Below are 25,009 nucleotides of genomic sequence, written 5' to 3'. Positions count from 1 at the left end.
CTGTTTCAAAAGACAATTGTTGAAGACATCAAGTTTATGAACTTGCGTGTTTTGGAAAAAGCAACAAGCTACCCAAAACGAACGCAAACCCGTTTGCTTGACGATCATAGAGGCGTTGAACCACCTGATCCCATCCCGAACTCAGAAGTGAAAGGCGCCATCGCCGATGGTAGTGTGGGAGATCCCATGTGAGAGTAGGTCGTCGTCAAGCTTTTAAATTAAAAGAACCCCGTCCTGCGAAGCAGGGCGGGGTTTTTTACTTTCCTGAATTAAAAAGTGGAACCTCGTCACCTATCTGTCCACTACAACGGATCCATGTGATGACACGATGCTCCGAAGGAGCCAGTGGCAGACATCCGAAGGATGCCCGCAGGGGATGAAGCGAAGCTTCAGATCATTGTGGTCGTCGTCTCATAACCCTTCATCATTTCGAGTATCGTCGGTCAGGGCTTTTTTACGTCTGGCGAAAATAGGCCGCGATACCGTCTATCAGTAAAAGTCGGCGTCATAACGCCTTTTGCGCGCCACATATCGGCACCACGCGCCAATATGAAATGGGCGCTGCAAAAGGGTTATGACCCCTACCTCAAAGTTTCTTCAGGGCTTCGGTTCTTGTACGAGGGCGTTTCACGCGCGATCGCAAGCAGCGCTTGCTGGGCGTAACAGCTTCTTAGTAGGTGTGTTTAGTTTATTAGCGAAAAAGTTATGTGCGGTATGTTTTTGTGCAGATAAAAAAAGCCCAGCGGGGAGCTGGGCAAATAAGGAACTCAATCATGAAAAAGCGTTGCACGCTTTAACGGCGAGCGATCACCCAGACCGCGTGAATGATACCTGGTATGTAACCAAGGATCGTTAGCAAGATGTTTAACCAAAAAGCACCACCGATACCAACTTGAAGAAAGACGCCAAGTGGTGGTAGTAAAATAGCAAACAAAATACGAATTAAATCCATGTGAAGCTCTCCTCTCTCGCGGTGAATGATCATCTCGTACCTATTACTTTGGCTCTTAAAGCATTTATTAGCAAGGCTGACGAAGGGCTTTACACAGTTTCGTGACGTTTGTTTCTTACTCTTCAAACAGTGCTTATAAGGGGTCATATTGTGTACTTGATTGCAAAACAACTATTTCTTTTCAAGAAATAAATAAGTGTTTTTTGGTGTAATTATAATTTATTAGTTTACTGCTATGATGCTCTCAATTAGTTCACTTATTGAGGATAATATGATGGTTGATCAACGTACTGCTCCCTATGCTTTGTTTCTATTGCGCATCGCTCTAGGTGGCTTATTTTTAATGCACTTCGGTCTAAAGTTCTTTGTCTTTACGCCTGCGGGTACGGCTCAGTTTTTTGAGTCCTTAGGCTTGCCAGGTTTTTCTGCATACCTTGGTATGGGGTGGGAGTTGATTGGTGGTGTTGCTCTGATTCTAGGTGTTTACGCTCGCTTCTTTGCGATTACGTTGATCCCTATTCTGCTAGGTTCAATTGTTATGGTGCATGGTGCAGCGGGTTTCTATTTTGATAGTCCTAACGGTGGCTGGGAGTTCCCCGCGTTTTGGGCGCTGGCGTTATTGGTCTTGGCGTTAGCGGGCGATGGCAAGTTTGCCTTAAAGCCAACGTTATCCGCTAAATAATAGTTAGTTGAGATTTAACTATGCTAATCACAAGCGCTGATGAGAGCGCTTGTGATCGCTTCAGAGAAGCCTTATTTCTGACCATGCTTGGGTTTGTATTGTGCTTTAGCATAGCCTCTAAGCACCTCAGAGCTCCTTAAGTGACTATGTTTAGTCGCTCTCCCCGAGACTCGCGCACGCCAGTTGCGAAAGCTTTTTGGTTTTAGCTGGGCGCGCATGAAGCGTATGACATCTTGTTCTGCCAAACCAAATTGATGCTCGATGGCTTCAAATGGTGTTCGATCTTCCCAAGCCATTTCAATAAGACGAGATTGTGATTCAGCATTGAGCTGCTCGACAGTGTGTGTTGCTCGCATCTTCAAGCCTCTTTGTATCTATTGCAGACAAAAAAGCCGCGTTGTAAAACGCGGCTTTTGCGTATCTGTTATACGTTTGCAAGCTTAAAATCGGTTTGGGTGGCGGTGATTTTTTTCACTAAGTAGGTGAGTAGTACACCGTACATGGGAATGAATAACCCTAAACTGATAATCAGTTTAAAGCCGTAATCAGCCCATGCGATCTCTTGCCAGTGGGCTGCCATAAATGCATCTGGGCTTTGGTAAAAGGCAATGCCAAAGAACGCTAACGTATCAAGACCGTTGCCAACGACAGTAGAGGCTGCTGGTGCAACCCACCAGCGTCGCAGTGTGCGTAGTTTATTGAACACATATACATCTAAAATTTGCCCCAGTAAGTAGGCCATTAGGCTTGCAATAGCGATACGTGCGACAAACAAGTTGAAGTCACTTAATGCTTGGAAGCCTTGGAATTGCCCCTGATAAAACAGAACTGAGAGCGCATAAGAGGCCAGCAATGACGGAAACATCACCAGTAAGATGATTTTACGTGCTAGGGCTGGCCCAAAGATACGTACGGTGAGATCGGTTGCCAGAAAAATAAACGGAAATGTCAGTGCTCCCCAGGTGGTGTGGTAACCCAATACTGTGAAGGGAAGCTGCACAAGGTAGTTACTACTGGCAATGATTAACAGATGGAAGGCGACGAGATAACGCAGCGCTTTAGCCTGCTGCTGAGGCGTGAATGAACTCATGGTGATACCTTTTTGGTTGGTTTGGGGTAAGGGAACCCAAATCGAGCGTTAAGTTGATTGTTGAGTTCAACCGAATGGTCAAACAGGGCGCTGATTATACCTTAACCAATCGCACTGTCTATGGGGGAAGCTAATTGTCTGGGTTTGCGCTACAGTAAAGCGATTAAGAGCCAGTGGAGAATAATGATGTGGCGAATAAAGAGTGTGGCTTTGACGATGGCAGTCAGCATGTCTTCATGGGCAAGTGCTGGTGCCTTGTATTTGGATAAAAATATCGAGCTATTAGCATTAGATGGCAAAGTCGTTAAAGCCGTTAATACCACCCCGCGCGACCTGCGCTCTGGGGGGCATCAGATTGTCTTTCGTTACAGTAAGCACTTACGAGATGGTGGGCGCGAGGTAGAGTATGAGACACCGCCGTTACTCATGCATATCGACACCTTAGCCAGTGATGAAATTGAATTATTAGCCCCTGAGCTGAATACCTTAAGCCAAGCCAGTCTGTATTTTGAGAACCGCAGTGTTTGGCGGGTGAAGTACGGTAATGGCGCGGTTAAAACTGTAGACTTTGAGCCGTTGACGGAGGAGCGTTTACCCAAAGAGGGTGTGCAGGATATTTTGGATCAATACAATGAGTCCAAAGGTACGGAGTTTGTGCGTAAGGTAGAGCAAAAGGAAGTCAATAATGATCTACTGAAGTCGATACAGCTATTGTATTTACAAGCCAATGAAACACAGCGCGAAAGCATCAAGCAATGGGTGCTTAAGCAGTAGTTTCAGGCATTGCCATCACTTGATCGCGACCTCGATCTTTGGCGTTATAAAGGGCTTGGTCGGCTTTAGAGATTAAACGTTCGAATGACAAGTTTGGAGAGTCGCAATCTTGGGTTGCGACTCCGATACTTACCGAGACGATACCTTTGGGGGCAAAGTCGTGGCGCAGGTGTGCTCCCTCAACCTGTTTGAGGATCTCATCTCCTAGGGTATGGGCCTGCTCTGAAGAAATGTCTAAGACGGCGACAATAAACTCTTCACCACCGTAGCGCGCTAAATGCGCATTATAAGGCGCGCAGGCTGCTTTCAGTTGTGCCACGACCTTTTGCAAGCATATATCACCCTGCTGATGGCCATAATGGTCGTTATAGGCTTTGAACCAATCAATATCGATCATCAGTATGCTGATGCTCAAGTATTTTTGCCGCTGTGGCCAGACATCATTTAGCCAGTGGAAAAATGCGCGGCGATTGGCGATTTGTGTCAGTTCGTCGGTGTTGCTCTGCTGACGTAACGATGCATTCAATTCAGTTAACTTTTGATTGGTTTGCTCCGCTTCTTGTTGCGCGAGGTTGGCATCACGACGCGCGGTATTAGTCGCGTCGACAAAGGTTTTAAACGCTTGCCCGATTAACGTTATTTCATCATTACCTGCCAAGGGAATAGGCTGAGGATTCCCTTCTTTGTGTTGCAGCATCACAGTGCTTAAGTGGTTGAGACGGTGAATAATAAAGTGTTGGATAAGCCAGTATGCAAGTGCGATTAAGGCGATTAACAGTACACTTAAAATAGCCATGTTGCGGGTGACTGAGTCTGTGTATTGGGTATGCTGCAATGCAGCTTTTTCGGCGCCTTGCTTAACCAGCAGATAGAAATCATAACAGGCACTACTCAGGCGTTGCGCGTACAAGCGTGTTTCGCGCATGGCTGCTAGAGTAATCAGGTCCGCTTGACTCAGTTGCTCTTGTAGTAAACGTGCCTCGGCGACATAACCTTGCGCGACTGTACGAAGATTTTGTTGTGAAGGTGTCAAATCCGACAGGTTATTAAGGTTTATCAGCGCCTGCTCCAATTGCTGTTGACGGCGTGCGAGCAAGCCTGGTCGGTCCGCTTGGAACATCAGCAAAAGAGCGCCATTAAGCTGCTGTAAATGCTTATTAAAAGCTGAGGCCGATGCCTCGGCTAATTGGTTCTGAGCTTGTTCCGTGGCACGAATGATTTGATCCATCGAGCGCTTGAGGCGCTGCTGTTGTTCGATGGTTTGGTAAAACTCAGTCAGTTTACTGAAATAGGGCTCAGTGAGGCGATCAATCTCTTGGAGGATTTGCTCTTCTTGAGCATCGTTGGTGGTTAACTTATTGCGCGCGACGCTAAACATACGCGTGATATCAGACTGTAAAATATTGGCATCGATGTTTCCTAAGCGTTGGGTGACGGCCTTTTCCATCGCTTGTGTGGCAATCAGCTCTGCATCGCGTGACAGCTCGGCTGCCAACATAGCGCGATCATAGTAGGTGTTGGTCAATGAGCGAAACTGTTCTGCTTGGGTGTTCAGAGTCCAAATACCGTAGCCGCAGGCGATCAAAAAGAAGCTGATAATCCCCAGCAACACGATATTGAGACGTACACCAATACGATGAAAGCCTGGAGCAGACAGAGTAGGCCGTACTTTCATGTGAGTTCGCCGTTATTTAAAGGGCGGAGCATAGAGTACGCCACCATCACGCCATAGCGCATTTAAACCACGCTCTTGGCCAATCGGTGTCTCTGGGCCAAAATGTCGGTTGTAGATTTCGCCGTAATTACCCACAGCTTTGATCACCTGATAGCCCCAGTCATCACCTAAGCCAAGCTGCGCACCAATATCGCCATGCACACCTAATAGATTTTGGGTTTCGATGTTGTGACTATTTTCACGAATTTGATCAACATTGGCCTGAGTAATACCTTTCTCTTCGGCCAAAATCGTCGCATGAACGACCGAGCGTACAATGCGCTCCCACTGGGCATCATCATTGCGTACCGTGGGTCCTATCGGCTCGCGTGATAACGTATCCGGTAAAATTTTATAGCCCTCTGGGTGGCCAACGCGATTGGCTAAGTTAGTTGCTAAGTTCATACGATCGGCACTGTAAGCATCACACACGCTGCCACGGAAAAACTGATCGCCATTGGCATACACGACTTCGGTATCAAATTGATGCGCTGCGATGTAGTCCTCAAGGTTTTGTTGGGTGGTGGAGTTCGCGGTAACACACACGGTTTTGCCATTGAGCTCGGCGAGCGAATCGATATTGGCACTTTTACGCACTACAAAGCCTTGGCCGTCAAAAAGATACAGGGCTGGGAAAGAGACTTGGTAGGTATGCTCGCGACCGAGTGTCCAAGTTGAGCTGTACATGACGACATCGGTGGAGCGGTCGACCAAGGACGTGAAGCGTGAAGCGGAGCCTACCTCGACGTAATTGACATACTCTGGGGTGTCAAACACCGCTGCTGCGACGGCACGGCAGAAGTCGACGTAAAAGCCTTGCCATTGTCCCTCACTATTTAAGGCGCTGCGCCCTGGGTCATCTGGGTAGACGCCACAGTTTAAATCACCACGTTGGCGAACATCATCCAGCGTGGCTGCTGGGGCCGTATTGGCGATGAGACCTAGTCCTAAGATGATAGCAAAAGGGGACATAATCAAGGAAAATCGGCTCATGTAGGCTTCCTGAAGCAAGCTATTAGAGTGTTTTAATATATCTAACTTGAAGCTTGAAAACCAATGCTCGCGCAAGGAAATGGCTCTTTCATTGACGTAAAACGGTAAAGATTCGTAACGAGATTTTGGGGAGTCGTGAGCCGCTAAGCGACTCACTTAACTTAATGCTTGAAGTTGGCTGTCAGGACAAAAGCATCCATATAGCCTAGTTCGCCATCTCTAGGGACGATTGGCGTTGCATAGTGATAAAACTTCTTATCGTTGAGCACGACAAATTCTCCATGATCTAACGGATACTTGAGCAGTGCCGGTGCATTCTCGCCAGTATGCACACTGACTTCACCACCACGAATGTTACAACGCTGGATCACATAAATACCGATACGGTCGAAACCATCTTGGTGAATACCCTCGGGCGCAACTTGTACCTCATGATGATCAGCAAAAATACGCATCTGATGGACTTCAATGGTGGCACCTTCAGGTAAGTCGGCCATTTTTTGGAAGTGCTCAAACAGCTCCACAAAGCAGTTGTCTGCCACTGTAGCGTCTTCGATTTCTGGGTAGGTGCGTTTTACGTCGCCTTGAAAGTGATTGATGCTGGCATCCTGTACAAAAGCTCTAGTAGGCAAGCGCGTTAGCGTATCGTTGCGAAATTCAAAACGCGAGTAGCGGCGCAGGCGATAGTGTCCGTCTGCATATGGGTTATCAGGAAGGCTTTCAAAGGATGGCGCGAGATGATCCACCGCGTCATGAGTCAGTTGCCCAAGCTCAAGGCAAAAGGCTTGTTGTGCCGATTTTGTCGTCAACATGGTCATATCCTCCTTAGTCGTTGGCAGATCGTGCGCAACGCTTCAGATTATTAATTAAGCGGGTAGCTCATTTATGAGTGTAGACGGGTTAGACGTATTTGGTAGGAAAAAGCCAATGCCCAGCGACCCGTATAGGGCCTTGAGCATGATAGGGCGGTACGGATTATTTAGCGGTGATGATATCCATCACTAGCTTGCCATCCATGCGAACTGGACCGTCTTCTTTAGCACCTAGAGTGTACTCGAATATACCGGTGCGCGAGCCGCCTTCTTCACCGTGAAGCATAAGCATCAACATATCACCTGATGCGACAGGCTCTTGCAAAATAGCAGTCACTTCTTTGTTTTTACCGCTTTTGAGCGGTGCATAGCCAACTACAGGGCCAGGTTTCATATTGCTGTCGGTGCGGTGTACAACTAACCAGCCATTGGCATCAGCTGTAATCGAACTCGCTGTTACTGTGCCGCCTGATACATCTTGATCCATCGCTTTTACGCTGACTTCGTGATGGCCTGCAAGCGCCAGAGAAGTCGTGCTTAAAGCAGCGAAAGTTAATGTAGCGCAAGTCAAAGATTTTAGTGATAAAGCGTTCATAGTTACCTTCCTGTGTGCGTGAGAGATCAACAAAAATGACACTCGTTTGTGGTGTCAGTACTGTTATTCACGATGGCATTTCAGGAAAGTTTCACCGCATAGAAAAATAATTATGTCTCAGAGCGAATGTCCAGCTTTAGGTTGTCCAGACATAACGCCAAAAACTCGTCTGCTGGTACGGGTTTGCTGTAGAGATAGCCTTGCAGCTGATCGCAGCCGATTTCAGCGAGAATTTTTTCTTGATCGAGCTGTTCTACGCCTTCGGCGACCAAATGCATGCCCAATTGTTTCGCCAGCATTGAGACCGCTTTAATAACCGCCATGTCGTAATCATTGTTGCCTTCTTGGATTTGTGCCACAAATGAACGATCAATTTTCAGAGTATCCAGAGGAATATTGCGTAGGTAACTCAATGACGAATAGCCCGTGCCAAAATCATCTAACGCTACTTTTATGCCTAGGGAGCGAATGTAGTGAATGATGTCCGTAGAGTTTTCGATGTCTTTTAACAGCTGGCTCTCAGTTAACTCAAGTTCAATCAAGTGATGAGGAAGCTGAGTTTGCTCCAACACCATGAGCAGGCGATCCAGCCAACTTGGATCGGCCATTTGCGCCGCTGATACATTGACCGAGACAGGCAGGTTGGTCAGCCCCATATCGTTGATTTGTTTGGCGTATAAACAAGCTTGTTCTAAGACCCAATCGCCAAGGGGCAGAATCGCGCCCGTTTCTTCGGCAATAGTAATGAATTCAATTGGCGAGAGGAGGCCCAACTGAGGATGGCGCCAGCGCACTAAGGCTTCATAACCACAGACTTGACGTGACAAACCACCCACTTTGGGCTGGTAGTACAGTTCAAATTGATTATCGCGAATGGCCTCGAGCAAGCTTTCTTCAATTTGTTTGCGGCGTACCAATTGCTCTTGAATGCTTTGGGTGAACAATACTGAGCAATCGCCACCATTTTGCTTGGCAATGTACATGGCCGACTCAGCATGAGCGATCAGCTCTTCTTCACAGTGAGCATCTTGCGTAAAACGCGACATGCCAATACTGGTGCTGATCTTAATTGTATGGCCGCGTACCACATAAGGCTCGCTCAGTCGGGCTGACAGCTGCATCATGAACTGCTCAGTATCTAATGCATAAGTGGCGGGTAGGCAGCAGGCAAAGGCAAATTCATCCCCGCTAAAGCGCGCCAGTAGACGCTCTTGATAGGGTAATAACGCGCCTAGTTCAAGACTGCAGGCATGCCAAGCTTGTTGCAGGCGTTTGGCAAAAGCCGCTAAGAGATCATCACCTACCACATAGCTGTACCGCTCGTTCATCAGTTTAAAACAATCAATATCGATAAACAGCTGAACAATTTGGCTGCCTTCAGGATGTAAGCGAATAGCGCGGGTAAGTGATTCGCGGTAGCTGCGCCGATTATAGAGCCCCGTGAGGGGGTCAATATTGGCAATGCGATCACGTTCATCGAGATCTGGATGCGTACTTTGGGTTTCGTAAAACACGCCAATGTAATGAGTAATGCTGCCGTCTTGCGGGGCGCGAATAGCTTGGATTTTTAACCATTTAGGAAACGCTTCGCCATTTTTACGTCGGTCCCAAATCTCGCCTTCCCAAACTCCCTTATGTGTCAGATCGTGCCATAGCGCTTGATAAAAGCTTTTACTGTGATGACCGGATTGGATTTTGGCTGGCCGTTCGCCATACAGCTCTTGCTCGGTGTACCCCGTGATGTCTAAATAGGTTTGATTGACCTCAAGTATCAAGCCTTGGTGATCGGTAATCACAACTGCATCACGAAATAAGTCGATGACAGGGCGACTAAGCAGTAGTGATGGGGTTTGTAGAGCGGTGGAAAGGTCCATATTGTGAGCACTCAAGGCGATATTAAGCCCTTAAGATTAGCCAACGATGGAATTTTATATTTGATCTAGAGCAAAGTTCGACCAGTTGAGGGTTAAAAAGCCCGCTAATGGATATTATTAGCGGGCGCAGACATTAAGACGCTTGATTGGGTAGCCACAGAGCAATGTCTGGGAATAGACACAGCAGTAGTGCTGCCACACACATCAAAATGAAGAACGGGAACGACGCTTTGGCGACGCGGCCAATTTTTTCTCCCGTCAGACCTTGCAACACAAACAGGTTAAAGCCAACGGGTGGTGTAATCTGCCCAAGCTCCACCATAATCACCAAAAACACACCGAACCAAAGTGGATCAAAGCCCGCTTGGATAACGATCGGTAAGGTAATCGGCAAGCTCATAACGGTAATCGAGATACCGTCTAAAAAGAGCCCCAGCAAGACGTAAAAGAGTGCCAGAGCCAACAGCAACCAAGCCGGTGATAGATCAAGGCTGGCGATGTAGCTGGCCAAGTCAGCAGGCAAGTGCAAATAGCCCATTGCGGTCGACAATAAAGCCGCCGTAATCAAAATACTGCACACCATGGTCGAGCTTAATAGCGTGCCAACCAAGGCCTCTTTGAGCATGGCAAAGCTCAGTTGCTTTTCTACCAGTAATAAGACCAAGGTAGCCAAGACACCCACAGCGGCTGCTTCAGACGGCGTAGCGATGCCTGAGTAGATAGCACCCATGACAATGCTGATCAACAGAATCACCGGAAACAGCAAGCCTAGACTTTGTAGCTTAGTGACCGTGGTACCGGTTTCTTTGGGCGCAATACTTGGATTGAGCAGCGCCCGAGTCATTAAGTAACCGGTATAGAGCGCCGCGACTAGTAAGCCAGGCAAGACACCAGACATAAACAATTTGGTGATTGAAACTTCGGCCTGAACCCCGTAAACGATCATGACAATTGATGGCGGGATCAACAAACCTAAGCTACCAGCACCTGCCAACGAGCCAATCGATAATTGACGATCATAGCCGCGTGTTTGTAGCTCACTAGTGGTAATTTTGCCGACGGTCGCCGTAGTGGCTGCACTCGAACCACTGACTGCAGCAAACATGGCACAACCAAACACATTAGTATGCAAAATGCCGCCAGGGATGTGGCGTGTCCAAGGCTCTAGGCCACGGAATAAACGATCGGAAATGTTTGAGCGAAAGATCAATTCGCCCATCAAAATAAACAGCGGGATCGCGGCTAACTCCCACGAGTTACCTGCCCGAAAGATGATTCGGCTTAAAATGGCGCCGGCACGATCAATGCTGACATCACCGACCATCACCAATGATAGCAGAGCAACAATCGCTAAACCTGCGAAGACCCAGACACCTAAGCCAAGCACGATTAAAATCAGGCCAATCACGCCCAAAGCAGAGAAAAGAATGTCCATACTACACGTCCTGTTTTAGCTCGGGGGATTGTTGGCGAAACAGCAAAATCAAAGCGTGGGTTAGCAAGGTAAAACACAGTAAACCTAAACCGACGAGTACTAACCCTTGCGGAATCCAAAGCGGCGTTTCCATGATGGATTCGCTGGTGATACCGCGTTTGTAGCTGCGCCAGACATTGGTTTGCCAATAGCTAAACAACCAACTAAACATCGCCAGCGACACAAGGTAGGCGAACAAATCAAACAGCCAACGCTTACTAACAGGTAACCGTTCGATGATTAGCCCGACGCGGATCAAACCGCCGCGCTCTAAACTGTAACCCAAACCCAAGAAGGTTAGAGTCGCCACTGCATAGCCGACAAACTCATCCAACACGTAGGTTGAGGTGCCAAACAGGCGTAGTACGATTTCTAATAAAATGTGCCCAAGCACATAGACAATAAGCAGCATGGCGATGGCGCCAGAAACCTGATTCAGGCGTCTGGAGCATGCCAATAAAAAGTTCAACAGCATTTATTTCTCTTTTTCGAATTCCGCTAGGATGTTTTCACCGCGCTCACCGACATCGTCAAGCCACTCTTCAAGAGCAGGCTGGGCTGCGGTTTGTAGATGCTCAATGAAGCTATCTGGTAAGTCATCATGAATCGCCACAGAGTGCTCGGTCAGCTCTTGGTAGTTGTTTTGTACGCGCAGACGCACCGTTTCCCAGTTATGAGCGTCGGTTAACTTGGCCGCTTCCATGATGACATCTTGCTCAGCGTCGGAGAGGTCTTCGAACTCATCGCGGTTCATGTGCACCATGTTTAATGGGATCGCATATTGGATGGCGCTGTAGTGGTCTAGGTGCTCCCAGAAGCTGCCACTGGCACCGGCATCTGCCGAGGTCAGTACGGCTTCAATACCACCGGTGGAAAGCTGTGGCACCACGTCAGCCCAAGAAAGCTTCACTGGAGAAGCGCCGGCTTCACGTAACGTTAGCGTGCCGTTTTTATCGTAGGAGCGGATTTTTAAGCCATTAAGTGACTCAGCCGAATCGACTTTTTCTTTAGACCAAATGCCGCTGGCAGGCCAAGGTGAGGCGTACAGCAGCACTTGATTGTTATCTTCAAACACTTCGGCATAGTAAGGTTTAGCAATGTTATAAAGCAGCTCTGCCTGATCTTCGCCTTCCACTAAGAAAGGTAAAGAGGACAGCAAAAAGATCGGATCAATACCAGACATGGTACCAGCCAACGTGTCGGCAATTTGTACCGCATTGTCTGCTACCGCATAGAAATGGTCAGCGGATTTGTAGCCTAATGCACCACCAGAGTGCAGAGTGATATCGATTTCACCGTCACTTAACTCAGCCACTTTTTCAATAAAGTATTGATCGCCTTGGGCGTGAATCGAGTTGGTGTTGTATTCGTTTGAAAAGTCAAAATTCGCTGCCATGACCTGAGATGCGAGGAGTGTGGTGGCCAAAGCGCCTGCTGTTTTTATCATTCTATGTGTTCCTTGTTCCGTGAATCTGTTTTTACTATATGTGTAATTTTTTGTGAAAGCCACCGCAGAGCGACCAACTTTGTTGCGCTGGCGACAGCCCTTGGTACTCATGGAAGCAAGGCTTGAGCCAAGTCATCTTGAGCGCTTAACAAGCGAGAAAATAATCTGGTTGCGACGAGTTTGCGTAACGATCAAAAAATGCTGACACTTAAATAAAGCTCAGAAGGGAGGTGGTATGGCGGAATTTATCGTGTTGGGCGCTGGCATGGTCGGTGTTTCTAGCGCTTTGGCGTTACAGCAAGCGGGTCATGATGTTGTGATCGTCGATCGTACTGAGCCAGGGCTTGAAACCAGCTTTGGCAATGCCGGCATCATCCAGACAGAAGCGGCTGAACCGTACGCACTGCCTCAAGATATGGCCACATTACTGCGCTACGCCACCGGCAAAAGCAATGATGTGACGTGGGATTTGGCGGCTAGCTTAAAAATGGCCCCCGCGTTATGGCGCTATTATCGTAATTCCAGTGGTCTGCGCTATCAGACAATTTCGAAGGTTTATGCACAGCTGGCCGCGCGAGCCACCGCCGATCATCAGCCGTTAATCGAGGCTTCTCAGTCAGAAGCGATGATCAAACGCGATGGTTTGGCCATGTTGTATCGAGATGAAGCCAGTTTTCGTGAGGCGACACAACGTGCTGAGCGTATGTTGTCCGAGTATGGTGTGACCTCGCGTATTGTGGATGGGCTGCAATATATGGCCGAAGAGCCAGCCTTGAAGCAGGCGCCGATTGGTGCTGTACACTGGCTGCAGAGCTGGAGCTGTAGCGATCCTGGGGCGTTAACTCAAGCCTATGCACAACTGTTTGTTGCACGTGGTGGACACATTGCTCGAGGTGATGCGAATAGCCTTCAGCAAAGCACGTTAGGCTGGTCGGTCGACACAACAGATGGCCGCTTGAGTGCTGCGCATGTGGTGGTTGCTTTGGGACCTTGGTCACCGCAACTTCTTAAGCGGTTTGGCTATCATATTCCGATGGTATACAAACGCGGCTATCACGGTCATTACAAACCGCAACAGCCTTTAAAGCGTCCATTTTTAGATGTGGCCAACGGTGTTTTAGCAGCACCCATGACGGGGGGGATTCGTGTCACCACTGGGGCGGCTTTGGTTGATATGGCAGCGCCAGCCAATACGAAGCAACTAAAGCGTGGTGTTGAGCAACTGGGCAATCTGCTCTCACTTGGGGCGCGTGTGCGAGAGTCTCAGTGGTATGGCACACGGCCGTGTATGCCAGATATGTTGCCACTTGTCGGTGCGGCGCCAAAGCATCAAAACATGTGGTTTCATTTCGGTCACGGACACCAAGGTTTTACCCAAGGTCCGACTACAGCACTGCTATTGAGTGAGCTGATTGCAGGTCAGGTGAGTTCATTGACGACGGCGCTTAGCCCCGCACGCTTAGTCTAAAAAGCATGAAATAGTCAGTATTGGTGTCTGCTTTTTGTGAACTTGCAAACAAAAGGAAGAATAGAGTTCAAAGGTTTTTTTCTTGCCTGAAAGTGTCTACCTTAGAATCAAATCAAACGAAATGGAGGTACACGACATGGCAGCAACAAACGCAAACAACGCAGCGCAAGAGAAAAACAACACCACTGCAAAAGCACACGCAGCAGTGGATAAGGCCGTAGATTCTGCTCATAAAGGTGTAGACGGTGCCGCTTCTGCGGCAGACTATGGTCAAGAGCAAGTTCAAGCGGTCGCTCATCAGATCAGTGAGCAAGCGCACAAGATTGCTGAAACGGCGCAAGAGCAGTCTGAACGTGTATCTTCGGCTGTCGGTGCGTACGCTAAAGAAAATCCTATCAAAACCGTTGGTTTTGCTTTCCTTGCAGGCGCAGTAGCTGCTAGCCTTCTTTGCAAACGCAAATAATAGGATAACTGCATGACAGAGCAGGAAGCGACGCCCAATACAGCAAACGACACAACGCCCTCTAAAGAAGAGGAAATTGATTTAGCTCAGCTTACCAATAGTCACAGGAAGTGGCTTAAAACCATGCTAGGACTTAGTGCAATTGAAGCTAAGATTTGGATGGCATCGGGTGCTCAGCTAGTTGCGTTTGTGACAGGGGTTGTTTTCCTGCTGGTCACCAGTTGGCTACTATTGATCGCGGTGGCGGCGACGGCCGCTTACGCCGCGGGTTTTCCGCTTTTAGGCATTTTAATAGTCGCGCTACTGCTTACACTTCTAAGTTCTTTGGGCTTGGTGTATTTGATTAAGCGGACGTTAAAGCGCATGGATATCACGCGCACACTCGATGCTATTATCCCTACGGATGAGGAGGATTAATGTTTGGTCTAAAAGAAATGTACGCGGAGCGAGATCGTATGTATTGGCGTTGTAAGCGCCATGAGATGCGCGCACAAAGCGATCGCGAAAACATGAAACAGCAAATCTTAGACAGTATTTCGAGTACGAAAGGGCTGATCACTAGTTTTGCTTTGGGAATGACCACGCAAACAGACGCCGCAGTTGGCATCCGTAAGACGTTGCTTAAAGCCGCGCAAGTGGAAGCGGTCAAGGCTGCATCAGAATACGCAGCCAAGAAGTTTAACCTATAACGTTAGCGCCAAGTTGGGTGCAGGGCGCATTCGCCCAGTTCGCTCGAGACCCACATTTCGCCATCTTGAATGGTCACGTTTAGTTGCATGGTGCGAGCACACAGAGCTTCTAGTGCTTGAATCTCGGCTTCGGCAAACTGCAACACGCGCAGGTTGTCAAAGCGGCTCAATTTGCCCTTGCTCTGATCCCACCAGATATCTGACTTATCGTTGTAATTTACTATTACCACTTGCTGAGCGCGGCCGCACGCTTTACGTAAACGCTTTTCATCTGGTTGTCCAAGCTCGACCCACAACAGCACTTCATCGGAAAAGTTTTTTTGCCACAGATCCGGTTCATCTTCGGTACTCAGGCCTTTAGAAAATGCTAACTGTTCATCCCCTTCTTTTTCATCCGCTAATAAGGCGAAGGCGGCTAAGCGTGCCATCATGCGTTCTTCTGTTTCTGAGGGGTGCAGTGCTAGTGTTAGGTCGTAACTTTGGTAATGATGGCGGTCCATATCAGACACTTGGACCGATGCTTTGTAAATCGTTGCTTTAAGAGCCATTGTTGAATTCTGCTAAACGTAAAAAGAGCAGGTATTGTACGCCCAAAGCGAACGACGGGCGTACAAATTTTAGGACTGTGAGAAGTAAACGTTATGACTTTGGCGCTTGGCGCTCAAACTGTTTGGGCCAGTCGCGGTAATTAAAGACTTGGCCTTGCTCACGAATGCGGGCGATTTCGGTGAGATCGACCTCAGCATAAACCCAACCGACGTAACCGTCTTCACCTTCGGCAAGGATGCCATTATCAGGAAAGCCATAATCCACTGGCGTGTAAACACTGGCGCGGCCAGTATTGATATCGACAGCCTCTGACCAAGGGGCTTGACCGACGGTAGGTGCCTGCACAACGTAACATTGGTTTTCTAAAGCACGAGCTTGGCAGCCAATACGGACGCGGTAGAACCCTGCTTGCGTGTCGGTACAGCTAGGCACCAAGAGTAAATCAGCGCCTGCTGCGACTTGCTGATTGGCAATCATTGGGAACTCAGAGTCATAACAAATGTGGATGCCAATACGCCCCAGCGGCGTATCAATGACATTGATCTGTTGCCCTGCTGTGATAAACCATTGCTCATCTTCAAAACGCGTCATGATGAGCTTGTCTTGAAAGCCTAATAAACCTTCAGGGCCAAATAAGTTGGCACGGTTTACAAAAGTGCCATCGGCTTGAGCGGTCGGGAAAGAGCTCGCTAAAATCAAGACGTCGTGACGTTTGGCCAGTTGCTCGTGCAGCGCGTGCCATTTAGGTAGCAGCGTTTGCATGGCGTGCAGTTGTTTTTGCAGGTCGCTGTAGACCTCTTGGCCAAACAGAGAAGCGAGTTCCATGCTGCCGTATTCGGGGAATACCAGCAGCTTTGCACCTTGTTGTGCCGCGCTTGCTACCCAGCTATCGAGTTTATCGACGAACGCTTCCCATTGTTCAAAAAAGCTAATGTCGTATTGTGCGGTCGCTACGGTAAAGGCGCTCATGATAAAGGCTTCATCCAAAAGGTCATGGGTTTTAGAGATTCGTCTTGGTCGCCCACATCTTTCCAGCTAAAGTGGGTCGTCAGCTCAGGGTGTTCGGCATAACCGCGGTTTTGCCAAAACTGATCAAGTGGCACGAAGTCTACCGGGCGTGCCGGATGATCTGCGGGGCGTTGTACGCCACAAAAGCAGGCATATTGCATACCTGAGAGGGTGCGCGCATGGGCTTCTCGGTAGTCAAAAAACGCCACGCCAGCACCTTGACCGCGGTACTCGCTGAGTAACACTGATTCACCGCAGTAAAAGATCTCGTCGATGTTGTAGCCAGCATTGATAAAGGGTTGTTGCACCTCATCAGTTTCGTGGCGTAGCGGTAAGCCAGTCGATGCACCAACCACTTTATCACCATCGAACGCCAATACGATGACGCTGTCTGGGGCTTCGATGTAGGTTTTTAAATAGCGCGCTTCGTAGGCCAAATCCCCATCATAAAGGTAAGGGAAGTCACGAAATACCTGCATACGTAGCTGTGCCAGCTCATCAATGTATTGATTGAGTGCTGGGCCAGAAAGTCGTTGAAAAGTCAGCATTGGCGTTCCTGTCTATCGGTGATGTTTGAACGAGATAAGACGTTACGCTGAAACTTGAGCGATCCAGTCTTCTAGATTGTAGTAGTTGGTTACGCGTGCCACTTTGCCATCACGGATATCAAAGAAAGCGCCTGCTGGTAGTTTGTAAGTTTGGCCGTTGGCTTCCGGCAGACCTTCGTCTGTCGCTAGGTATTCGCCTAGTACGGTGAATTCTACCGCGGCACGATCGCCGGCTTCGTTTGACATGACGACAATATCAACGATGGTTTCTTTGTAATTCTTGTTCATGCGCTCCATGAATGCAGCAAAAGTATCTTTACCGACTTCACGGTCACCTTGGTTGATGTCATGCACGACATCATCGGTCAAAAGAGACAAGAAGGTATCCATGTCTTGAGCGTTGAAGGCTTCGTAGTATTTTTGCAGTAACGCAACAGTCGCTTGGCTCATGGCAAAGGCTCCCATAATGTAAAAAATATAAAGTCCGAATGATAATCGCCTAGGATACGAGATTAAATACTTGAGTGTGAGGCATGGCCATTTCAAGCATCTGTTTGTCGTAACTAGAAACTCGAATAATGGGGGTACTGTGTGGGATTTCCAAGCGCTTCAAAGGGAGATTTGGGAATGCATAAAGCTACACTTGGCTACCTTTTGCTACGATAAAATGCTGTTTGTAAATTGAACAAAACCTAATAAAAGGCCTATCTTAATATTAAGAGGTGCAACGTGCATCGACACAGATATGGAAGGCTACTATGCAAAACCCACTTTTCTCTAAACAAGCTTCTCAACCGAAAGTTTCGTCACAAGCCATTGATAGCAAGCTTGAGGATGCACTTATGCCTTGGAAAGTGGCTTTGATTGACGATGAAGACGATGTCATTGCCGTTTCTGAAATGGTGCTTAAGCGTATTCAAGTGGACGATCGCCCATTAGAATTTTTAAAAGCTCATTCAGCAGAAGAGGCGCGCAAGCTTTTCCAAGCGCATCCTGATATTGCCATCGCCTTGGTAGACGTGGTGATGGAGGATGATCATGCTGGTTTGGACCTGGTGAAATGGATTCGTGAGAGCAATAAAAATACTACCACACGTTTGGTGCTGCGCACCGGACAACCAGGCCAAGCACCCGAAGAAAACGTGATCCGTGATTACGATATCAACGACTACAAAAACAAAACCGAGCTTAATTCCACTCGTTTAAAAACCACTATTTATGCGGCGATTCGTTCGTACCGTGACATTAAACAGGTCGAGCAAGGTCACAAAGGTTTAGAAGATGTGGTTGCGGCCACCACACGTGTCTTGCAAGCCAATAGCAGTGAAGCTTTTTGTGCCCAAGTTGTCAAAGAGGCCAAGGCTCTACTTAATCAAGACAACGTAGCGTTTTACCTGCACTATCAGCAAACCAATGCGCTGCACGAGCGCGAGCAGATTCTGTTGGCATCGGATGGTACGCGTTACCAGATCGAGACGTCTTTTGAGCGGGATATTTTGCCTGAGGATCTGAGAGTCCAAGTAAACCAAGCCTTAGAGCAAAAAGCGGATATCAAAACCGATGACCAGTTTTTAAGTTATACCGCGCTATCTGGCACCAGTGAGTGTGTTGCATGCGTGTCGTTAAACCGTAGCATGACGCCTTTAACTCAGCGCCTTTTAAGCGTGATGCTTACCAAAGTATCGATTATTTTTGAAAGTCTCACACGCCGTGAAGACATCGAACGTACCCAGCAAGAATTGATGTTTGTCTTGGGCGAGGCGATCGAGCAGCGCAGTAAAGAAACTGGCTCCCATGTGCGCCGCGTATCGCTGATATCGGAGTTTTTAGCGCAGCGTTATGGGCTTGAAGAAGATTTCGTGCAATTGATTAAGCATGCGACCCCCATGCATGACATTGGTAAGATCGCGATTCCTGAACATATTCTGCATAAGCCTGCGAAATTAGATGCGGACGAATGGTCGACCATGCAAACTCACGCGCAAATTGGTTATGACCTATTAACCCACTCGAAGCGTGCTTTGCCACAAGTTGGCGCTCGTATCGCGTTGTTCCACCACGAGAAATGGGATGGTTCGGGCTATCCATCGGGGCTTAAAGGACAAGAGATTCCGGTAGAAGGGCGCATCATGGCGATCGCCGATGTAATCGATGCGTTGGCCGCTCGACGCGCCTACAAAGAGCCATGGAGCGAAGAGAAAATTCTCGGGCTATTGAAAGAAGAACGCGGCCGACACTTTGATCCCGATATCTGTGATTTGGCAATTGAGCATTTCGATAAGATCATGGCACTGCGTAGTATTTATCCAGATTAATTGGCGTCGGAGAAGAACGTATGAATGCCGTGCTAGAGAGTATTCTGCTTAGCGTATCTCAGTCGCAATATATTGATGAGGGTGATCTGGAGCGATCAGCTCGTTTGATCCTCGACTCTTTGGTCGAGGGCTTAAATGTTGATCGCGCCGGATTATGGCTTATGTCTGAGGACAGTGAATCGATCGAATGCCATGTATTGATTGATGTCTATAACAATATTGAAGAAGAGCAGCGCGTTTTAACCCGTCGAGAGTTCCCCAAGTATTTTCAAGCGCTAGATGAGGCGCGCACGATTCGCGCCAATGATGCTTACTACTGCACGGTCATCCAAGAGTTTTTAGAGCCTTATATTAAGCCTCGTGGTATTGGCTCACGCTTGGATACACCGATTCGTCACCGTGGCAAAATGATCGGTGTCATCAGCTCGGAATCAACCACTCGTGGACGTAACTGGAGTGATGATGAAGCCTCGTTTTCAGGGGCACTGTGTGACCTTTATGGTCGCGCATTATCCGCTTACCAACGCGCCCAATTCGAAGCTGCATTGTGTGATGCGAATGCCAAGCTCGAATTAAAAGTCAAAGAGCGTACCAAGGAATTAAACCAAGCTTTAGATGAGCTCAAAAGTACCCAAGATCATCTAGTGGAGTCAGAGAAAATGGCGGCATTAGGTGGCTTAGTCTCAGGCGTCGCTCACGAAGTGAATACGCCTTTGGGGGTAGCGATTACCTCATTGAGCCATATCAAAGGTGAAGTAACCACACTGCGCGATGATTACGCCCACGGGCGTTTGGATGAAAACAGCTTTATTCGCTTTCTGCATGAATTTGATTCGGCCCACGATATTGCTCAAAGCAATATGGAGCGAGCGGCTAAACTCGTGTCTGACTTCAAGAAAACCGCTGTGGATCAGGCGTCAAATGTAATGGAAGAGGTGAATCTAAGCCGCTCGTTAGACGCACTAGTAAGCAGTTTGAAGCCAATTTATAAACCCAAAAAAGTTACTGTGACCTGTGATGTACCACAGCATCTAAGGCTGATTACTTATTCTGGCGCTATCGATCAGATCATTACTAACTTAGTCAACAATAGCTGTATTCATGGCTTTGAGAGTGCCAGCTATGACAATGAAATTTCATTGGTCGCAACGCAAGAGAGCGATGAGATCGTGCTGGATTATCATGATAATGGCAAAGGTATGACCGCCGAGGTGGCCAAGCGAGTATTTGAACCTTTCTTCACCACTGGCCGCACGAAAGGCGGCTCAGGTCTGGGAATGTCGATCACCTATAACCTAGTCACGCAAAAGCTAAAAGGTGAGATCAAAGTGCTCAACGATGGTCACCAAGGCGTGCACTTTCAAATCCGGTTGCCATTGCAGCACCCTGATGCAGCAATGGCGCAAGCTCAATAACTTTCAAGCAATGAGATTGGCGCTAATGAGTTAGCACCAATCTTGGGCTTGCATTAAGTCTAAGCTGGCGGTCAGTTCGACGGCCTTAAGTCGTGCTTGCGGGTCGTGGATAGGGAAGGAGAAGATCATCTCGTCGACGCCGGTTTGTTCCACAAATTGCTGTAGCTTTTGCTCCACACGCTCAGGCGTGCCCACCATGGCATAGCGCAAGGTTTGGTTGATCATTGGCATTTCCGCTGGGGCAATGGCGCTGGATAAATCTTCCACTGGCTCAGGAAACGGGCGATTAGCATTACGGCGCAAGTTGGCAAACTGGCGCTGTGCGGAGGTGAAGCGATACTCAGCTTCGGCCTGAGACTCAGCGACCGATGCCATGACCCCAGCAGAGACATAAGGTTTGTCTAGCTGCTCAGAAGGGCGGAAATTGGCGCGATAAATATTGATCGCTTCCAGCAACATGTCTGGGGCAAAGTGCGACGCAAACGAAAACGGCAAACCCATATGAGCGGCCAGTTGCGCGGAGTACAAGCTTGAGCCTAATAACCATAAAGGGATTTGTGTGCCTTGTCCTGGCACAGCCAAAATGGGCTTCACTTTATTTTCTGACGCTAAATACCCTTGTAGCTCTTCTACATCCTCAGGGTAGGTGTCCACTTGGCCGCCCATGTTACGTCGCAACGCGCGAGCGGTCGCCATGTCGGTGCCCGGGGCACGGCCTAAGCCCAAATCAACACGTCCGGGGAACATTTCGGCCAGTGTGCCAAATTGTTCAGCAATGACTAATGGCGCATGATTAGGCAGCATGACGCCGCCGGAGCCAATACGAATTTTATGTGTTGCGTTACCAATACCCGCCAACATCACCGCGGTGGCCGCGCTGGATACACCGCGCATGCCGTGGTGTTCTGCGAGCCATATACGCTGATAGCCATGTTGCTCGGCACATTGAGCGAGTGCTTGGCTATGTTGAATAGCTTGGGCGACACTGTAGCCTTCGCCGACGGGAGCAAGGTCTAAAATTGAAAATGGGATCGACATAGAGTCCTCCAACGGTTACCTAATGCTCCTAGCATGGGGACCATCATAGGGGTTCGCAATCCCATGGCGCGTATCATCCTTGTTTTTTAGGGTATTCAGACTTTGATACAAAACGATGGTAAAACCAGCCAAACGCAACAATAAATAGACAGCCAGTTAATACAGGCGTGATAAAAAAGTACCAAGGGGCTTGGGTAAGCATGATCAGCAAAGGGTTAGCGCCAGCGGGTGGATGCAGTGTGCCAGTGAGCATCATGATGGCAACGCCAAGCCCAACGGCAAGACCTAAGGTGTAGGGCGTGATATCAGCGTAATGCGCCATGACAAGGCCTAATGCAGCGGTCAGTAAATGACCGCCAATAATGTTTTTAGGTTGCGCTAATGGACTTTGTGGCAGAGCAAACAAAATCACCATAGTCGCGCCAAACGGTGCCATCACGCCTAAATAATCCGGTGTCATGGTACCGCCCATGGCGATTAAACTGATACACAGTGCGGCACCGATGCCAGCAATGAGGGCTTGCTGTAATTTTTGTGGAACAAATGGACGCGATGACATTGAGAGGCTCCTTTTAAGCCAGTTGATCTAAACGAAACAATTAAGGCACTGGATGGCCCGTTGAGGCAATCCAGACTTTGAACCATTCATCATCATTTAAATGGATATTTTGTGCGGCACAAGCGGATTGCACGCGTTCAATACGTCCAGAACCTAGCACCGGCACGATGCCAGAAGGATGACGTAATAACCAAGCGATGGCGATTTGATCTAAGCTTGCCCCATGCGCTTCAGCCAGATCGGTCAGTGCTTTGTGCAGCGTTGGGTTGATCCCTTCAAGGCGAAACAGGTCACCACCGGCAAAGGGTGACCAAGCCATTGGTGTGATCGCATGTTGTTGAGCGTGCTCTAAAGTGCCGTCTTCAAAGTGCTTTAACTGCAGTGGCGATAGCTCCACTTGGTTGACCATCAGTGGCATATCTAAGCGCGACTGCAGCAGATCAAATTGCTGGGGGGTAAAGTTAGATGCGCCAAAGTGCTGTACTTTCCCCACGGTATATAAGTGCTCAAACGCTTCAAACACATGGTCAGCGTCCATCAGCGGACTCGGGCGGTGCAGCAGTAGCATGTCTAAGCTGTCGACATTAAGGCTCTTAAGTGACGCATCGACACTATCAATGATGTGCTGAGTACTGTGGTCGTAGCGATGGCAGTTGATCTCAGGTCGGTGTTGGCTAGGTAGGGTAATGCCACACTTAGTGATGATTTGTAGTTGGTCACGCAGCGAAGGTTTGAGCGCTAAGGCTTTGCCGAATAGGCTTTCACATTGGTAGTCACCGTAAATATCAGCGTGATCCACTGTGGTGATGCCTGCTTCAATCGACTGTTCGATAAAACGCACCAACTCTTGATCAGTCATGCCCCATTCGGCCAAGCGCCAATAACCTTGGGCAAGGCGTGAACCCGTGAAGCCAAGAGGATGATATGGATGCGTCATAGAGTGCTCCTTAAAGCCGTCGCTTCAATAAAAATGTAGAACTACTCTAGCGGTGGCGACACCTAGCTGGCAAGGGCTGGCCGAACACAATTTCGACCTGACCTTTTGGCATCGTAAAGGCGTTGGTCAGCGCGCTCTAATAAAGATTCGATGGTTTCGCCAGGTTGGCATTGGGCCACCCCTAGCGAAGTGGTAATAGGGCGAAGCTTTTCACCGGTTTTTTTATTGGTGAGATTTAAGCGGCTGACGCGGTCGCGAATGTTGTCCGCAAAGCGTGTTGCCACCTCGATATTGGTATTCGGCAGTAGCACGGCAAATTCTTCACCGCCAAAGCGATAGGCTTGGGCATCTTTTTGTGAGGTTTCGCAGGTCTTCTTCAGGGCTTGAGCCACCGTTTGAATCACCTTGTCGCCGACTAAATGCCCGTATTGATCATTGAAGGGCTTGAAGTGGTCGATATCGACTAAGACGACACAGGTGGTGGCGCTGGTCGCCATGTAAACACTGAGGTCTTCATTAAATTTCTTGCGATTAAAAATGCTGGTAAGACCATCGGTAAACACTTGGCGCTCAGTTTCAGCGATACGCTTTTTAAGGGCTTGAATCTCAGCGTTTTGTTGGGCTAATTGAGCGCGATAGTCTTCGGTTTTGCTCATGAAATTTTGCGCCAAGCGCACCATTTTATGGGCCGTTGGGTGGTTGCCTTGGCGAGCTTCTTGGGCCATGACGGCCATGTCTTCAGAGAGCGACTCATTGAGATGATCAGCGCTGTTCATCGCATGTTCGGTCGAATCACCGATCGAGTTGACCACCTGGTGGATGCTGTTTTGAATATCAGCCAGCTGAGTCTTGGCATTGCCGACCATGAATTCATCGAGCAGACTGTCACATAGATAGCGATCACAGCGTTGTTGGCCCGTTAGGATCTCATCCATGCGTTGCGTCAGGGCTGGAATCGCATTGGTAACATAGCTGTACCAAAGCGTGTAATAAGGAGGGGTAACAGGAATATTGTTGCCGACCATCAGCGGGATGGTTTTACGAAAGTTTTGGTTCACGATGTTGACGGACGTTTCGTTCACAGCGCCATGGTCCTTATCAGGATAGAAGTAATTCTCATTGAGGTTCAAGCTTGCGTAACGATACCCTAAGCATGGGGTGGGTAATGTTTAAACATTGTGTAAGAGTGATAGTTTAACGCATCGCTTAGGGGAGAGTTATGACGAAAGTCTTATTGACTGACTTCCGTCACAGCTTTTATTGATAGGGTTGATTGTCGAGCAGTAGTACGAAGCCTTTAATCAGCTTTACGATTGACCAAATCCAGACACCTAAAACCAATAGGTAGCCGATCAAAAATACCGCAAGTAAGACACCTATGATGGTCATGCCGATGCCCCACCAAAAAATCGATTTGATGTTTTGATAGTGTCCTTCAAAGACACTGCCGCGAGCTTCGCTTGCTTTGGCCATCACCCAGATGGCCCCCACGAGCCAAAAAATACCGGTAAACAAACCAACGATCATCAGTAGATAACCGATCAACACATTGCTTTTGGCTTGCTCATCGTAGGGCGTTAAAGGTTGTTGCGGGTCTAACGACATGATAACTC

Annotated in this window: 28 protein-coding genes and 1 rRNA gene; 9 read left to right on the top strand and 20 right to left on the bottom strand. The window is 48.4% G+C overall.

What is annotated here, in order from left to right:
* Positions 1 to 96 precede the first annotated feature (96 nt).
* Positions 97 to 211 (top strand): 5S ribosomal RNA (gene rrf / locus JQX58_RS13550).
* 582 nt (positions 212 to 793) lie between these two features.
* Here the strand turns inward: rrf and JQX58_RS13545 are convergent.
* The gene (locus JQX58_RS13545) at positions 794 to 952 is read right to left on the bottom strand and encodes a YqaE/Pmp3 family membrane protein (protein WP_124936429.1); all 159 of its coding nucleotides are present in this window, start codon (positions 950 to 952) and stop codon (positions 794 to 796) included.
* A 271-nt stretch (positions 953 to 1,223) separates the two neighbouring features.
* On the opposite strand from JQX58_RS13545, the gene JQX58_RS13540 reads away from it, so the two are divergent.
* Complete coding sequence (locus JQX58_RS13540; RefSeq protein WP_338040740.1) at positions 1,224 to 1,634, top strand: DoxX family protein; 411 nt, start codon at positions 1,224 to 1,226, stop codon at positions 1,632 to 1,634.
* Positions 1,635 to 1,705: 71 nt separating this feature from the next.
* Here JQX58_RS13540 and JQX58_RS13535 read toward each other — a convergent pair whose 3' ends face one another.
* Both JQX58_RS13535 and JQX58_RS13530 read right to left on the bottom strand, forming a co-directional pair.
* The gene (locus JQX58_RS13535; protein ID WP_204147404.1) at positions 1,706 to 1,990 is read right to left on the bottom strand and encodes a TIGR03643 family protein; all 285 of its coding nucleotides are present in this window, start codon (positions 1,988 to 1,990) and stop codon (positions 1,706 to 1,708) included.
* Positions 1,991 to 2,058: 68 nt separating this feature from the next.
* A complete protein-coding gene (locus JQX58_RS13530; protein WP_204147403.1) occupies positions 2,059 to 2,724 on the bottom strand; it encodes a 7-cyano-7-deazaguanine/7-aminomethyl-7-deazaguanine transporter in 666 nt (221 codons plus the stop codon).
* 228 nt (positions 2,725 to 2,952) lie between these two features.
* Between JQX58_RS13530 and JQX58_RS13525 the strand changes: the two genes are divergently transcribed.
* The gene (locus JQX58_RS13525; RefSeq protein WP_204147402.1) at positions 2,953 to 3,498 is read left to right on the top strand and encodes a DUF2057 family protein; all 546 of its coding nucleotides are present in this window, start codon (positions 2,953 to 2,955) and stop codon (positions 3,496 to 3,498) included.
* On the opposite strand, the gene JQX58_RS13520 is transcribed toward JQX58_RS13525, so the two are convergent.
* From JQX58_RS13520 to JQX58_RS13485, 8 genes are all read right to left on the bottom strand, one after another.
* Positions 3,488 to 5,173, bottom strand: coding sequence for a GGDEF domain-containing protein (locus tag JQX58_RS13520; RefSeq protein ID WP_204147401.1), 1,686 nt, complete (start codon positions 5,171 to 5,173; stop codon positions 3,488 to 3,490). The genes JQX58_RS13525 and JQX58_RS13520 overlap by 11 nt on opposite strands.
* A 12-nt stretch (positions 5,174 to 5,185) precedes the next feature.
* A complete protein-coding gene (locus JQX58_RS13515) occupies positions 5,186 to 6,205 on the bottom strand; it encodes an amino acid ABC transporter substrate-binding protein (protein WP_204147400.1) in 1,020 nt (339 codons plus the stop codon).
* 161 nt (positions 6,206 to 6,366) lie between these two features.
* Positions 6,367 to 7,017: a 2OG-Fe dioxygenase family protein gene (locus JQX58_RS13510; RefSeq protein WP_204147399.1), complete on the bottom strand. Its 651-nt coding sequence runs from the start codon at positions 7,015 to 7,017 to the stop codon at positions 6,367 to 6,369.
* Positions 7,018 to 7,180: 163 nt separating this feature from the next.
* Positions 7,181 to 7,612 carry a DUF7282 domain-containing protein gene (locus JQX58_RS13505; RefSeq protein WP_204147398.1) on the bottom strand — a complete coding sequence of 144 codons (432 nt, stop codon included), beginning with the start codon at positions 7,610 to 7,612 and terminating at the stop codon, positions 7,181 to 7,183.
* A gap of 110 nt (positions 7,613 to 7,722) precedes the next feature.
* Complete coding sequence (locus tag JQX58_RS13500) at positions 7,723 to 9,486, bottom strand: putative bifunctional diguanylate cyclase/phosphodiesterase (protein ID WP_204147397.1); 1,764 nt, start codon at positions 9,484 to 9,486, stop codon at positions 7,723 to 7,725.
* A 133-nt stretch (positions 9,487 to 9,619) separates the two neighbouring features.
* Complete coding sequence (locus JQX58_RS13495) at positions 9,620 to 10,921, bottom strand: TRAP transporter large permease (RefSeq protein ID WP_204147396.1); 1,302 nt, start codon at positions 10,919 to 10,921, stop codon at positions 9,620 to 9,622.
* 1 nt (position 10,922) lies between these two features.
* Positions 10,923 to 11,435 carry a TRAP transporter small permease subunit gene (locus JQX58_RS13490; RefSeq protein WP_204147395.1) on the bottom strand — a complete coding sequence of 171 codons (513 nt, stop codon included), beginning with the start codon at positions 11,433 to 11,435 and terminating at the stop codon, positions 10,923 to 10,925.
* Entirely contained in the window at positions 11,436 to 12,407 is a 972-nt protein-coding gene (locus tag JQX58_RS13485; RefSeq protein ID WP_204147394.1) for a TRAP transporter substrate-binding protein, read from the bottom strand.
* 235 nt (positions 12,408 to 12,642) lie between these two features.
* Here JQX58_RS13485 and JQX58_RS13480 point away from each other — a divergent pair, with 235 nt between their 5' ends.
* The 4 genes from JQX58_RS13480 (at position 12,643) to JQX58_RS13465 (ending at position 15,027) form a co-directional block, all read left to right on the top strand.
* The gene (locus tag JQX58_RS13480) at positions 12,643 to 13,875 is read left to right on the top strand and encodes an NAD(P)/FAD-dependent oxidoreductase (protein WP_204147393.1); all 1,233 of its coding nucleotides are present in this window, start codon (positions 12,643 to 12,645) and stop codon (positions 13,873 to 13,875) included.
* A gap of 136 nt (positions 13,876 to 14,011) precedes the next feature.
* A complete protein-coding gene (locus JQX58_RS13475; RefSeq protein ID WP_204147392.1) occupies positions 14,012 to 14,338 on the top strand; it encodes a hypothetical protein in 327 nt (108 codons plus the stop codon).
* Between the two features lie 12 nt (positions 14,339 to 14,350).
* Positions 14,351 to 14,755, top strand: coding sequence for a hypothetical protein (locus tag JQX58_RS13470; protein ID WP_204147391.1), 405 nt, complete (start codon positions 14,351 to 14,353; stop codon positions 14,753 to 14,755).
* Positions 14,755 to 15,027 (top strand): hypothetical protein, encoded by a 273-nt coding sequence (locus JQX58_RS13465; RefSeq protein ID WP_204147390.1) that lies wholly within the window; start codon positions 14,755 to 14,757, stop codon positions 15,025 to 15,027. Before JQX58_RS13470 ends, JQX58_RS13465 begins: the two co-directional genes overlap by 1 nt.
* A 2-nt stretch (positions 15,028 to 15,029) precedes the next feature.
* Here JQX58_RS13465 and JQX58_RS13460 read toward each other — a convergent pair whose 3' ends face one another.
* From JQX58_RS13460 to JQX58_RS13445, 4 genes are all read right to left on the bottom strand, one after another.
* On the bottom strand, positions 15,030 to 15,575 hold the full coding sequence (locus JQX58_RS13460; RefSeq protein WP_204147389.1) for a YaeQ family protein: 546 nt from the start codon (positions 15,573 to 15,575) through the stop codon (positions 15,030 to 15,032).
* A 91-nt stretch (positions 15,576 to 15,666) separates the two neighbouring features.
* Entirely contained in the window at positions 15,667 to 16,545 is an 879-nt protein-coding gene (locus JQX58_RS13455) for a carbon-nitrogen hydrolase family protein (RefSeq protein ID WP_204147388.1), read from the bottom strand.
* On the bottom strand, positions 16,542 to 17,132 hold the full coding sequence (locus JQX58_RS13450; RefSeq protein WP_204147387.1) for a GNAT family N-acetyltransferase: 591 nt from the start codon (positions 17,130 to 17,132) through the stop codon (positions 16,542 to 16,544). Before JQX58_RS13450 ends, JQX58_RS13455 begins: the two co-directional genes overlap by 4 nt.
* 42 nt (positions 17,133 to 17,174) lie before the next feature.
* Positions 17,175 to 17,582: a ketosteroid isomerase-related protein gene (locus tag JQX58_RS13445; RefSeq protein ID WP_204147386.1), complete on the bottom strand. Its 408-nt coding sequence runs from the start codon at positions 17,580 to 17,582 to the stop codon at positions 17,175 to 17,177.
* 308 nt (positions 17,583 to 17,890) lie between these two features.
* On the opposite strand from JQX58_RS13445, the gene JQX58_RS13440 reads away from it, so the two are divergent.
* Together JQX58_RS13440 and JQX58_RS13435 are read left to right on the top strand one after the other, a co-directional pair.
* Complete coding sequence (locus JQX58_RS13440) at positions 17,891 to 19,447, top strand: HD domain-containing phosphohydrolase (RefSeq protein ID WP_204147385.1); 1,557 nt, start codon at positions 17,891 to 17,893, stop codon at positions 19,445 to 19,447.
* 20 nt (positions 19,448 to 19,467) lie between these two features.
* The gene (locus JQX58_RS13435; protein WP_204147384.1) at positions 19,468 to 20,862 is read left to right on the top strand and encodes a sensor histidine kinase; all 1,395 of its coding nucleotides are present in this window, start codon (positions 19,468 to 19,470) and stop codon (positions 20,860 to 20,862) included.
* Positions 20,863 to 20,892: 30 nt separating this feature from the next.
* On the opposite strand, the gene JQX58_RS13430 is transcribed toward JQX58_RS13435, so the two are convergent.
* The 5 genes from JQX58_RS13430 to JQX58_RS13410 form a co-directional block, all read right to left on the bottom strand.
* Positions 20,893 to 21,900, bottom strand: a complete 1,008-nt coding sequence (locus JQX58_RS13430) for an LLM class flavin-dependent oxidoreductase (RefSeq protein ID WP_204147383.1) — start codon at positions 21,898 to 21,900, stop codon at positions 20,893 to 20,895.
* Between the two features lie 73 nt (positions 21,901 to 21,973).
* Positions 21,974 to 22,459, bottom strand: a complete 486-nt coding sequence (locus JQX58_RS13425; RefSeq protein ID WP_204147382.1) for an HPP family protein — start codon at positions 22,457 to 22,459, stop codon at positions 21,974 to 21,976.
* A 40-nt stretch (positions 22,460 to 22,499) separates the two neighbouring features.
* Entirely contained in the window at positions 22,500 to 23,396 is an 897-nt protein-coding gene (locus tag JQX58_RS13420; protein ID WP_204147381.1) for an aldo/keto reductase, read from the bottom strand.
* Between the two features lie 62 nt (positions 23,397 to 23,458).
* Positions 23,459 to 24,478, bottom strand: coding sequence for a diguanylate cyclase (locus tag JQX58_RS15540; protein ID WP_204147380.1), 1,020 nt, complete (start codon positions 24,476 to 24,478; stop codon positions 23,459 to 23,461).
* A gap of 175 nt (positions 24,479 to 24,653) precedes the next feature.
* Positions 24,654 to 25,001 carry a DUF4870 family protein gene (locus JQX58_RS13410; protein WP_204147379.1) on the bottom strand — a complete coding sequence of 116 codons (348 nt, stop codon included), beginning with the start codon at positions 24,999 to 25,001 and terminating at the stop codon, positions 24,654 to 24,656.
* Positions 25,002 to 25,009: the final 8 nt, after the last annotated feature.

Source organism: Marinomonas ostreistagni, from assembly GCF_016888445.1.
Taxonomy (GTDB): Bacteria; Pseudomonadota; Gammaproteobacteria; order Pseudomonadales; family Marinomonadaceae; genus Marinomonas; species Marinomonas ostreistagni.
This window is presented reverse-complemented; position numbering and strand designations above follow the sequence as displayed.

Coding starts and splice junctions, on each gene's coding strand:
- JQX58_RS13535 (WP_204147404.1), bottom strand. CDS start 1,990: ATGCGAGCAACACACACTGTCGAGCAGCTCAATGCTGAATCACAATCT.
- JQX58_RS13470 (WP_204147391.1), top strand. CDS start 14,351: ATGACAGAGCAGGAAGCGACGCCCAATACAGCAAACGACACAACGCCC.
- JQX58_RS13475 (WP_204147392.1), top strand. CDS start 14,012: ATGGCAGCAACAAACGCAAACAACGCAGCGCAAGAGAAAAACAACACC.
- JQX58_RS13445 (WP_204147386.1), bottom strand. CDS start 17,582: ATGAGCCAAGCGACTGTTGCGTTACTGCAAAAATACTACGAAGCCTTC.
- JQX58_RS13515 (WP_204147400.1), bottom strand. CDS start 6,205: ATGAGCCGATTTTCCTTGATTATGTCCCCTTTTGCTATCATCTTAGGA.
- JQX58_RS13530 (WP_204147403.1), bottom strand. CDS start 2,724: ATGAGTTCATTCACGCCTCAGCAGCAGGCTAAAGCGCTGCGTTATCTC.
- JQX58_RS13545 (WP_124936429.1), bottom strand. CDS start 952: ATGGATTTAATTCGTATTTTGTTTGCTATTTTACTACCACCACTTGGC.
- JQX58_RS13480 (WP_204147393.1), top strand. CDS start 12,643: ATGGCGGAATTTATCGTGTTGGGCGCTGGCATGGTCGGTGTTTCTAGC.
- JQX58_RS13435 (WP_204147384.1), top strand. CDS start 19,468: ATGAATGCCGTGCTAGAGAGTATTCTGCTTAGCGTATCTCAGTCGCAA.
- JQX58_RS13510 (WP_204147399.1), bottom strand. CDS start 7,017: ATGTTGACGACAAAATCGGCACAACAAGCCTTTTGCCTTGAGCTTGGG.
- JQX58_RS13465 (WP_204147390.1), top strand. CDS start 14,755: ATGTTTGGTCTAAAAGAAATGTACGCGGAGCGAGATCGTATGTATTGG.
- JQX58_RS13455 (WP_204147388.1), bottom strand. CDS start 16,545: ATGAGCGCCTTTACCGTAGCGACCGCACAATACGACATTAGCTTTTTT.
- JQX58_RS13505 (WP_204147398.1), bottom strand. CDS start 7,612: ATGAACGCTTTATCACTAAAATCTTTGACTTGCGCTACATTAACTTTC.
- JQX58_RS13525 (WP_204147402.1), top strand. CDS start 2,953: ATGTCTTCATGGGCAAGTGCTGGTGCCTTGTATTTGGATAAAAATATC.
- JQX58_RS13450 (WP_204147387.1), bottom strand. CDS start 17,132: ATGCTGACTTTTCAACGACTTTCTGGCCCAGCACTCAATCAATACATT.
- JQX58_RS13500 (WP_204147397.1), bottom strand. CDS start 9,486: ATGGACCTTTCCACCGCTCTACAAACCCCATCACTACTGCTTAGTCGC.
- JQX58_RS13410 (WP_204147379.1), bottom strand. CDS start 25,001: ATGTCGTTAGACCCGCAACAACCTTTAACGCCCTACGATGAGCAAGCC.
- JQX58_RS13540 (WP_338040740.1), top strand. CDS start 1,224: ATGATGGTTGATCAACGTACTGCTCCCTATGCTTTGTTTCTATTGCGC.
- JQX58_RS13460 (WP_204147389.1), bottom strand. CDS start 15,575: ATGGCTCTTAAAGCAACGATTTACAAAGCATCGGTCCAAGTGTCTGAT.
- JQX58_RS13485 (WP_204147394.1), bottom strand. CDS start 12,407: ATGATAAAAACAGCAGGCGCTTTGGCCACCACACTCCTCGCATCTCAG.
- JQX58_RS13430 (WP_204147383.1), bottom strand. CDS start 21,900: ATGTCGATCCCATTTTCAATTTTAGACCTTGCTCCCGTCGGCGAAGGC.
- JQX58_RS13520 (WP_204147401.1), bottom strand. CDS start 5,173: ATGAAAGTACGGCCTACTCTGTCTGCTCCAGGCTTTCATCGTATTGGT.
- JQX58_RS13490 (WP_204147395.1), bottom strand. CDS start 11,435: ATGCTGTTGAACTTTTTATTGGCATGCTCCAGACGCCTGAATCAGGTT.
- JQX58_RS13420 (WP_204147381.1), bottom strand. CDS start 23,396: ATGACGCATCCATATCATCCTCTTGGCTTCACGGGTTCACGCCTTGCC.
- JQX58_RS13495 (WP_204147396.1), bottom strand. CDS start 10,921: ATGGACATTCTTTTCTCTGCTTTGGGCGTGATTGGCCTGATTTTAATC.
- JQX58_RS13425 (WP_204147382.1), bottom strand. CDS start 22,459: ATGTCATCGCGTCCATTTGTTCCACAAAAATTACAGCAAGCCCTCATT.
- JQX58_RS13440 (WP_204147385.1), top strand. CDS start 17,891: ATGCAAAACCCACTTTTCTCTAAACAAGCTTCTCAACCGAAAGTTTCG.